The 9,742-nt window shown below is 62.2% G+C and carries 7 protein-coding genes; 1 reads left to right on the top strand and 6 read right to left on the bottom strand.

Annotation, left to right across the window (positions count from 1 at the left end; all coding sequences use genetic code 11):
• Window positions 1–24: 24 nt before the first annotated feature.
• The 5 genes from brxL to C667_RS06835 form a co-directional block, all read right to left on the bottom strand.
• Window positions 25–2,055, bottom strand: coding sequence for a protease Lon-related BREX system protein BrxL (gene brxL, locus C667_RS06815; protein WP_004359149.1), 2,031 nt, complete (start codon window positions 2,053–2,055; stop codon window positions 25–27).
• A gap of 7 nt (window positions 2,056–2,062) precedes the next feature.
• Window positions 2,063–4,681: a BREX-1 system phosphatase PglZ type A gene (gene pglZ, locus C667_RS06820; RefSeq protein ID WP_039920915.1), complete on the bottom strand. Its 2,619-nt coding sequence runs from the start codon at window positions 4,679–4,681 to the stop codon at window positions 2,063–2,065.
• Window positions 4,682–4,938: 257 nt separating this feature from the next.
• Entirely contained in the window at window positions 4,939–6,357 is a 1,419-nt protein-coding gene (locus C667_RS06825) for a hypothetical protein (RefSeq protein ID WP_004359154.1), read from the bottom strand.
• Window positions 6,354–7,229: a hypothetical protein gene (locus C667_RS06830; RefSeq protein ID WP_004359156.1), complete on the bottom strand. Its 876-nt coding sequence runs from the start codon at window positions 7,227–7,229 to the stop codon at window positions 6,354–6,356. The genes C667_RS06825 and C667_RS06830 overlap by 4 nt, the downstream gene beginning before the upstream one ends.
• Window positions 7,229–8,134: a GTPase gene (locus tag C667_RS06835; RefSeq protein WP_245538439.1), complete on the bottom strand. Its 906-nt coding sequence runs from the start codon at window positions 8,132–8,134 to the stop codon at window positions 7,229–7,231. Before C667_RS06835 ends, C667_RS06830 begins: the two co-directional genes overlap by 1 nt.
• Before the next feature lie 91 nt (window positions 8,135–8,225).
• Between C667_RS06835 and C667_RS06840 the strand changes: the two genes are divergently transcribed.
• Entirely contained in the window at window positions 8,226–9,344 is a 1,119-nt protein-coding gene (locus C667_RS06840; RefSeq protein ID WP_004359160.1) for an ISAs1 family transposase, read from the top strand.
• 81 nt (window positions 9,345–9,425) lie between these two features.
• On the opposite strand, the gene C667_RS26640 is transcribed toward C667_RS06840, so the two are convergent.
• Entirely contained in the window at window positions 9,426–9,551 is a 126-nt protein-coding gene (locus tag C667_RS26640) for a hypothetical protein (protein WP_281054840.1), read from the bottom strand.
• Between the last annotated feature and the right edge of the window lie 191 nt (window positions 9,552–9,742).

The following is a 9,742-nucleotide window of genomic DNA, read 5'->3' on the forward strand; positions in this document are numbered from 1 at the left end:
CTTCACGGACGCCACGGAACACAGTCACTCGACCCCCAACGCCTTGAACACCGCATCCACCGGATCCGAGTAAAAGCTCGTCTGGAACTTCGCAAACAGCTCCCCAGGCACCGACGGGATATCCGTCACGCTCGACATCGGCAGCAGAATCCGCTTTGCGCCGGCATCGAAGGCCACCTGCAGGCTCTCGGCCAGGTTGCGCACCTGGACGACCGTTCCGCCGAGGCTCATGTCGCCCATCACCACCATCTGGCTCTGGACCGGCTTGGCGAGCGCACCTGAGCACAGGGCGATGAACCCGGCCAGGGTCAGCGCCTTCGGCGTGCCGGTGTGCTGCAGCTCCACCAGATGCAGGTGGAAGTCGTGCTCGCCCGGCTTGATCGATGCGCTCACCCGGCCCGAGTTGGCCTTGAAGTAATCGAAGGCGACCTTGACCGCCTCGCGCGGCGCCAGGCCGGAGGCGGAGACCTTCCCACCGCCGGCGAGGGTCTGGATCTCGATGCGATAGGCGCCCGGCATCTCGGTGTCGCCCAAGCTGATGGTGTGCAGGGTGCCCGGGTTGAGCCGGCCTTCAGCGATCAGCGCCCCACCGGATTGTTCGGGCACCGTGACAAAGCGCTCCTCGCTCGCCTCCAGGTCGATGTAGCTGAAATGGACGTCGTAGAACTCCATGCCACCGATCTTCTTCAACTGCTCCTTCACCCTGCGACGGGTCTCGAGCGCGTACTCCAGGCAGCGGCGCACGATCTCCTTGTCGTACTCGCCATGCGGGCAGATCAGCTTGAGCAAGCCGGAAACGGTCCGGCGCACGGCGATGGTGTCGCGCTGGTTGAGGTTGTTGCCCAGCTTGAACCACTTGTCGATCGCGTCGGCGAAGTTGCGCTTGCGCATCTCGCGCAGGTACTCGGCCAGATAGTCGACGATCAGGCCGTACTGGTTGGTGAAGAATTCCGGGCGCATCTTCGGGATCTCCCAGCCTGGCACGTAGGCATGGAAGCGGTCGAAGAAGGCCGAGTCGATCATGGCCTCGGGAAACGGTGCGAGCAGATGGCTGGTCTTGACCAGGGATTCAACGCTCTGGTTGATGTTGCCCACGAAAACCATTGAGGCATTGGCGTTGATCGCCTCCCTGCCCCGGCTGAAGGAGCCGGACGCCATGTAGTCCTTCATGATCTGCACGCCGTCGTGGTCCTTGAAGTTGATGCCAGCCACCTCATCGAAGGCGACCGTATCCCACAGGCCCACCAGACCCACCTTGCGCGCGCTCATGTTGTAGAAGAGGTTGGCGACGGTCGTCTGCCCGCCCGACACCAGGATGCTGTTCGGGCTGATCTCCTTGTAAATGTGGCTCTTGCCCGTGCCGCGCGGACCCAGCTCGCAGAAGTTGTAGTTGTTCTCGACCAGCGGAATCATCCGCGCGAGCAGATGCCACTTCACCCGTTCCTTGAAGCAGCTCGGCTCCATGCCGGTGGAGCGGATCAGCGCATCGATCCATTCGTCCTCGGTGAAGGCCCGCCGCCCCTCGAACAGGCCCGCCATGTCCATGTTGGGCATCTGGATGGGCTTGAGATCAGTCACCGTGAAGGGTGAGCCGCGCTGGTTCTCCTCGAACTGGTAGTTCAGGGTGACGATGCACCAGATGCCGCCCACGAGCAGCTTCTCGAACTGGCGCACGAAGGCGTCCGACACCTCGGCGTTCTTCACCCCCAGGTTCGAGAGCAGCGCCTCGTAGACGTCGCGCTTCTCGTTGAGCTTCACCGTCACCTTGTCGATGACCTTGTAGCTGCCGCTCTCGCGGATCTTCGACTTGATCTTCTCGGCCTCGTCCGGGCGCACGTAGTTCTCGGCCAGGATGCGCTTGACCATCGTCATCCCGTTCTGGATCGTCGCCTCGTCGTCCGACGCGCAGTACATCCCGAGCAGGTACTCGAGCACATAAACGGGAACGTTCGCGCCCTCCTTGATCAGCTTGGTCAGGTCCTTGCGGACCACCTTACCGGCAAAGTGGGTGTTGAGAAGCCGATCAAGTCGGGCGGTATCCACGGGTTCGGTCATGTCTGTTTCAGAAGTCATTCGTAAAGGCGAGATCAACACGCAGCGGCACGCGCAACACCTCGACCTTGGACGTGGCATCTCGCGCGGTCAGCCAGTAATCGCGCGTTTTGTCGTAGGTGCCGGCAAGCACGGTCAGGAACACCGAGCGCTTACGCTCATCGAGCAACTGCGAGCCGCTGTCGAAGGTGAGCGTCTGCTCGTTACTGATCGGCCGTTCGCCATCGCGCAGCGCGATCACCACCGTGCGTGGCAGCACCTTGTCGGAGACGGCCTCGGTCTGGATGAACTCGAAGCGCTGGGTGTTGGTGACGACCTTGTTCGACGCGCCGAGCAGGCTGAACTCCACGTAGCGCGCCTTTTCCTTGTCGGACTCGCTCTCGCGCACGGTGATCACCGGCACCACGATCTCCTGAGGCATCGCGCTGCCGTGCACGAAGCGCGCCCCACCGGCAAAGTGGAAGCGGCTTGCGCCCTTCGGCACCCAGAAGTCCAGGCTAACCTCCGGATCCGTGCCCGCCGTCAGCGCAGTGTTGCCACACCATGCCTTGGGCGACGTGCCGATGCCCCGCCCGAGCAGGTAGCGCTTCTTCGCCTTCAAGGTGCCCTCGGGCTGCGTCTCGAGCGCCGACTTGTCGGCGGCCAGCAGCGGCGCCTCCTGGTAGATAAAGCCGTGGTCTGCAGTGACCAGCACCGTCGAGCCATTCAAGCTGTTGACGATGAAGCTCACCAGCTGCGCGAGCTGGCCCAGTGCCTCCTCCACCGCGCGGAACGTCATCCCCTCGGTGGCCTGCTTGTCACCCAGGGCATCGATGTGGTCGTGATACACGTAGATCACCCGCCGATCGCGCACCAGCGCCCTACCCTTGTCCTTCCCCAAGGCCAGCAGCTCGTCGGCCTTGATCGCCAGGCCCTCATACTTCGCCAGGTGTGCGTTGCGCTGCTCCAGCGTGGCCACCGGCTGGCCGTCGGCCAGCACATCGAGGTTGCTGTTGGTCTTGTAGGCCAGGCTGTGATGCGGCAGCAGCGCCGCCATCCCCAGCGTGGTGTAGCTTGGCAGCACGCCCAACTGCGACGACAGCCCCGCCTTGAACCGGCTCTTGCTGTTGAGCTGCTGCACCAGTTCCTCGGCGGCCTCGTAACGGAAGGCATCCGAGATCACCACGAACACCCGCTTCGCACCAGCCGCCAGCAGTGGCGCAACCTGGATATCGAAGAAGCGATGCTGATTCGGCATCCCGGCCGCCGTCCAGTGACTCAGCAAGCCGCCCTCGCCCTCGACGACCCTCGCCCAGGCGGTACCAAACTGCGGCAGGAACCACCCCGTGTAGGTTTCCTCGATTCGAACGCGCAGTTCATGCAGCACCGCCCAGCCCATCGGCTCGACCTTTTCTGCAGCCTCATGGAAATGCCGGTACAACTGGTCGAAGCGGAACAGCTCGGACTGATAGGCCATCAGCGCCGCCTCAGCGTTGGCAAAGCTGAAGCCCGCATCGAAGCGCGCCTTCAGCTCGAAGAATGCCGCCCCAGCCTCGATCGCGTCGTAGCACGCCGCCAGCGCGCGGCTCTCACTCGAGCTCTGCGCCATCAGCCGGCTCGCCCAGTGACCATCTCGCCGACGGGCGATCAGCGCCTGCATCGCCTCATCGCTCGCCCCTGCGCCGGCCAGCACACGATCCTTCAAGTCCTTCAGGATCCGCCGCTCGACGACCGCGCAGGTCATGGTCTCGGCCAAGGCCTCGCCCGGCAACGTGCTCAGCACCCCATCCAGGCCGATCTCGCCGGCCACCGCGTCCGACAGCAGGTTGTAGCTCTCATAGGCGGCCATATCAGTCCGCCACCGCGCGGCAAACACGGACGCGTTGGCCGCCAGCGTGCGATCCGGCAACACAAAATGCCGCAGGGACTCCGGCGCGGCGCCCGAGTGCGAGCGACAGAAGTCTGTCACCAGGATGCGGTATAGCAGATCCCGCAAGGTGAAGGCCGGCGCCACGCCATCTGCGCCATACCCCAGCGTCTGCAGCGCAAACGCCCAGAAGGCCGCGTCCAGCTCATTGCCGACGATGTCCTGCCACGCACGCGGCTCGGCCGCCAGATCTGCCTCGCCCTCATGCACCATCGAACTCAAGAGGCGAAGAAGAATGGTCTGGAAATCCGCCTGCTCCGAGCGCACCAGCACCGCCAGCATCTTGCGGTCCAGCGCCTCGGCGTCATCACTCGGCGTCACCAGCCGGCGCAGCTTCTCAACACGGTCCTTGGCCCGCAGGAACTTGCTGCGCGCCTTCAGATGCGGACGCAGGGCTTGGCTCGTCAGGCCCAGATCGTCCAGCAGCATGGAGTTCGAGTCCGCGCGGAACGCCCTTCCCCGCAAGCGCAAATCGAGGAGCCAATCCTTCGCGGGATCGGGTTCGGCCGCCGGGCGGTAGAACAACCAGCGTGCGCCCGGCGAGCGCTCGACGTCCAGCTTCACCTGCAAGGCTGGCGTGCGGTCGAGCCGCAGCACCTGCACGCCGTCCAAGTTCAGGCTGTCTACCCAGGACGAGAACTCCCCTTCAGGGTCGTCCCAGAATAAGAGCTGCTGGGTCGCAAATTGCACCTCTAGGGCTTCGATAATGCGTTGGTGACTCACGGCACGTCCAAGATTGGGTTGGGAAGATTGTGCAACCCCTGTTGCACTAAACCTGCGCAATGCAGCGGTTGTCAGCAGATAAGCCACGCGCCTTCAGTTCAACGATGGCGTTCCAAAGCTTGCAGAAACGTTCCATCTGGACGCGATACGGGCAGCCGCGTCCATGATCAGCGACATGGAGGAATCGGTACCACGTGTACCGAGATAAAGCTCCTCCCCCTGATGACTTCAAGCGCATGGAAGAACAGGAGGCCTACTCACGGCTTCTTCATTGCCCGCCAGGCCTTAACGACGGCTACTGGTACAAGCAGGAGCCAGAGCAGCCCACCCACCAAAGCAGTCAGCGACCCGCCCTCAGCGCTTGGTTCAGCGCTGGTGAGTGCTCGGTTTGGGGCTTGCCGTTCGCGGAATTCGGTCACCAGCCCTGCAAGCCGATCACGGTCCCTGCTGTAGTCCAGCAATAGCTTCCAGAAAACCTGAATTCTGTGGCCGTCCTCGCGCGACAGATTCGCCCCTTTCAGGTCGCTCAACGTCGATTCGGCACCCTTCAGCAGGGCCGCATAATCGGCCAATGCCTTGTCCAACACGGAGATCGATCGTCGATCGCTCTGAATGACCTCGCTGTTGCTCATGGCCAAGGCGCCGATCTTCTGCTGCGCCAGCTTCAACCTTACAAAGTACCGTCCCGTAAGGCCGACCAGATTCACCGTCCTGAACTTCTCGAGCACCGGGTCATTGACCAGCGCCCTTAGACTTGCGAGCGATTCGGGGCCCACCGAGCCATCATCCATTCGCAGGGAAAGTCGATCGGCGTAGATCGTCACCAATAACGGGATCAGCTTGTTGTCCGGCTCACCAACGAGCGATGCGCGAAAGTAGCCAATCCCGGAGCTTTGCCAATCAAACCGTTCGTCATACAAGCCTGCTGTCGCGTAGATGAAGGCAGGCAGGGTGCTGGCCAGGCCCAGATTCGCGGTGACCGCCATCGCACGTCCTGCATGCTCACGCGCCCCCTCGTAATCGTTCGTAATCAATAGCAGCAGCGACGACAGGCTGTGCGCGCGAGCCATGTCATCTTCATCAAGCTCTCCACCCTTCGCTGCGCGCTCCAGTCCGGCGATTGCCTTGCGAATCAGCTCGATGTTCCCGGGCGCCAGGAGTGGCTTTTCCTGGTCCACATCGTCGAGCCCATCCAATGCGTCGATCCGATTCTCCAGGCCCACCGTACTCCTCGGCAATGGCAGCGTCGTGAGGTTTTTGCTCCGTTCAACCAGATCGTGATACTGATACTTCGCGTACAGCGTTCCAAGCGAATAGTCGAAAACCACTTCGGTCGAAAACGTCAGCGCAGCTGTGAGCAACGCCGTACCCCCAACGATTCCGAAGCCGCCAGAGGCGATCGCCCCCCCGCCCAAGAGGGCCAGGCCCGCCTTGGTCGCTGCTGCGCCCGAAAGTCCCATCGTCCCGCCAACCCAGGAACCGATGGCCGCGACGGCCGGGCTAGCCGTGCCACCCGAAAAGATGATGGCAGCACCCGCCGCCACCGCGACCAAACTGATCAGCAGCCAATTCACCACGCCAGACGGTTGATAGAAAGCAGCGAAGGTCGCCACATCATCCGCAGCAACGCCAAGTTGCGGCATCAGCAAGATGCCAACAAGGAAAAGCCGCCTCATCGCAGCTCTCCCAGAAGCTTGATCTGCTCCACGCTCTCCTCGGCGCTGCCGAAGATCAGCTCCACTTCCCGCCTCTTCGCCTCGTGCTGCAACAGCTTCAGGTAGCGCGCATCCTCAGGGCGGTTGCTCATGCTAAAGACCGGGACCACCCTCTTTCCATGCACCTTGCGGTAAGCCACCAGAGAATCCAGGTCGGCACGGTAGCGATCCAGCGGCATCAGCGTGCTCGACGCGTAGTTCTTCGCTTCGATCGCGAACATCGTTCGTCCATGTTCAAGCAGCACGTCGATATCGGTCGGCGCCCGCTTCAGGCCGTCATCGAACTTCTCACCGATTCCGATCACCTTCATACCGCGACCGGCTGCGCTGTCGGCAAGACGCAGTTCGTATAGATGGCCTGCCGTCCCCACCTCGCTGTTGCCGACGACCTTTCGTAGCGTCGTGCGGAAGCCCGGGACGCCGGTCAGGCGGGAGAACATACCCTCAGCTTCTGCCCGGGGGATCCGTCCCTGATGAACGGCAATGCGCAAGAAGGCATCTTCGAGCACCTCATTGGGAAGATTAAGCCGCCCCAACTCCTCGCCCACCCGGGCGGTGCCCTTGGTGTCGGCGGCAAGGCGCGCAAGCCGCACAATCTCGTCTTCCGGCAAGGCCTGACTGGCCTTGGAGATCTTCGCGATGACGGAGACCGCTTTTCCGGTGGAGCCCCAGAAGGCTCTCACCTCACCCGATGGGGCAAGAACGATCGCCAATGCAGTGACGAAACCCAGTAATGCAAAGCGAAGGCGCGCCCAACTGGCGCTTGCATGGCCAACGCCCAAAATGGCAGCGCCTGCCCGCAAGCCCTTCATTCCGGACCCCGTTTCGGCCATCAACGCCCCTTGCTCGAACCGAGCGCCTTCTCGGCAACAAACTTTAGGATCCGCCCGACGAATGGCACAGGCGCCCTATTACCGATCTCCTGCAACAGGTCCGGGATGTGCGCAACGACCGCGTCACACAGTGCCTTCGGCACCCCCATTCGCTTCAGTAGGTCATAAGCTGATTCGTTGACTCTCCGTCGGTACTTCTGCGGCAGACCGGCGATCTCAACAAACTCGTTCCATATTCGGGAAAGGGCCTCGTTGAAGGAGCTCCCCGTTCCTTCACCGTAGAGCTTCTCGGGCTCAAGCAATGCGTTGCGCACGATCGATGCAATCAGCCCCTCACGAGACTGCTCCCGCAGCGGCTCATAGTGTGGTTCGAGTACCCCGCCTGATGCAAAGCAGCAGGGAATCAGCTCACGATAGCGGTAACTTGAAAATGCCTGGCGGTTACGCTCCACCCACGCACCCATGGGCTGCTCGTTCTCGCAGCCGGCCACTGCGAGAATCACCGGGATCCTGCCTTGAGTCATCTTCTTCACGAAGAAAGCATAGTCGTCCTCGTGCTCCTTGGTGATACGCGTGGCACGGGTCACATGAATCAGGAGACTGAAGCCGTCCCGGGCCTTCTCGAGCAATTCGACCAGTTCGATGATCGCCTTGTCGGCTGGAACCGTACCCTCAGTGCTTTCGTGGAGGCCGACCGTATCGATCAACTCGATACGGTGGCCCTGCGCCTCAAACGGCGCATAGGAATGCGATCTGCTCGTCACCCCACGCGCGTCGTTATCGGTCGGTCGTGTCCGCCCAGTTAGCACGTTGCACAGGCTGGTCTTGCCGGCAGGGCCTCCGCACTCGGAATGCATTCTCCCTGATCGCATAAGCACCTGAAAATAGTCGTTCACATTCAACATCTTATGCATTCACCTTGTGGACCCTTCGAAAATCACGTCTACTCTCGTCTTTTGGGCGAAGAGCGTGAGTGCGACGCAGAGGGGTTCCCTGATGAGCTATCTGGACGAAATCGATGATCCGCGCAAGCCGAGTAACGGGACCTTGCACGACTTCCGGGAGATCCTGGTGATCCTGATCGCCGCCGTGCTCTCGGATTGCGACACGGTCGAGGACATCACCTTCTGGGCGCGCACCAAGGAGGCGTGGTTGCGCCGCTTCCTCGTGCTCAAGAACGGCATCCCGTCCGAGGAGACCTTCCTGCGGATCCTGCGCGCGCTCGATCCGAAGCAGTTCGAAAGCATGTTCCGGCGCTGGGTCGGTGGCGTGGTCGGTGCGCTCAGCGACGATGCGGGCCTGGCTGGCACGATCGCAATCGATGGCAAGACCGTGCGCGGCTCGGGCACCGGCGGCGAGAGCGCGATCCACATGGTCAGCGCCTTCGCCACCGAGCTGGGACTGGTGCTCGGCCAGGAGAAGGTCGCCGCCAAGAGCAACGAGATCACCGCGATTCCCGAGCTGCTCGAGGCGCTCTCGATCAAGGGCCTGCTGGTCACGATCGACGCCATGGGCTGCCAGAAAAGCATTGCCAAACAGATCGTTGCGAAAAAGGGCGACTACCTGCTGATGGTCAAGGGCAACCAGCCCAAGCTGCTCGAAGCGATCGAGATCGCCTTCATCGACCAGCACGGCGTCGAGTCCGTCGACCGCAGCACGCTGGTCGAGCGCGGCCACGGGCGCACCGTCGGGCAGATCGCTTCGGTGCTCTCGGCCAAGGGCATCGTCGATCCGGCCGACTGGCCCAAGTGCGTCACGATCGGGCGCATCGACTCCATGCGGGTGGTCGGCGACAAGGAGTCCGATCTGGAGCGGCGCTACTACATCAGCTCGCGCGCCCTCACCGCCGCGCAACTGGCTGCCGCGGTGCGAGCGCATTGGGGCGTGGAGAACCGGCTTCACTGGATCCTCGACGTCAGCTTCAGCGAGGACGCCAGCACGGTCGCCAAGGACAATGCGCCGCAGAACCTGTCGATGCTGCGCAAGATCGCGCTCAACATCATCCGCGCCGACACGACCGACACGCGCAAGAGCAGCCTTCGGCTCAAGCGCAAGGGGGCGGCGTGGGATGACGGGGTGCGGGAGCGCATGCTGGGGATCAGATCGATATGCTAGGCGAGTGCGGAGGCCCTGGTCTTGCCGGAGCCCGTTGCGCCAAACACAAGTACGCGAATCCTGTTCATGTCGTCTCTCTCGTCAACCAAACAACCCAGCCAGTGCGACCAACAAGAGGAGCGACGCGATGAAGCCAAGCCCACTCAGGATCACCTTCAGCGTCAACGTCGCACCGTCTCTGATGCCGCTACGGATGGTGGCGAACAAGAAAATCATCCCGATTAGAATCAGGAAAAAAAGAATGAACCTCATCCTGAAAACATCCCATAAAAGGAAACCCAGCCCGGTTTCTCAGAAGCTGCGATCACTCCATCCTGTTAACGGCGGTCGATTCCCGCACAAATCCGGCGTCCACCGCCGGCACGGCACAGCATGACCTTGATCTGGTGAGCGGATAG

The sequence above is a fragment of the Thauera phenylacetica B4P genome, assembly GCF_000310225.1.
Lineage (GTDB): Bacteria > Pseudomonadota > Gammaproteobacteria > Burkholderiales > Rhodocyclaceae > Thauera > Thauera phenylacetica.

Excerpts from the sequence above, each read along its gene's own strand:
- brxL (WP_004359149.1), bottom strand. The coding sequence starts at position 2,055 with ATGACCGAACCCGTGGATACCGCCCGACTTGATCGGCTTCTCAACACC.
- C667_RS06825 (WP_004359154.1), bottom strand. The coding sequence starts at position 6,357 with ATGAGGCGGCTTTTCCTTGTTGGCATCTTGCTGATGCCGCAACTTGGC.
- C667_RS06830 (WP_004359156.1), bottom strand. The coding sequence starts at position 7,229 with ATGGCCGAAACGGGGTCCGGAATGAAGGGCTTGCGGGCAGGCGCTGCC.
- C667_RS06835 (WP_245538439.1), bottom strand. The coding sequence starts at position 8,134 with ATGTTGAATGTGAACGACTATTTTCAGGTGCTTATGCGATCAGGGAGA.
- C667_RS06840 (WP_004359160.1), top strand. The coding sequence starts at position 8,226 with ATGAGCTATCTGGACGAAATCGATGATCCGCGCAAGCCGAGTAACGGG.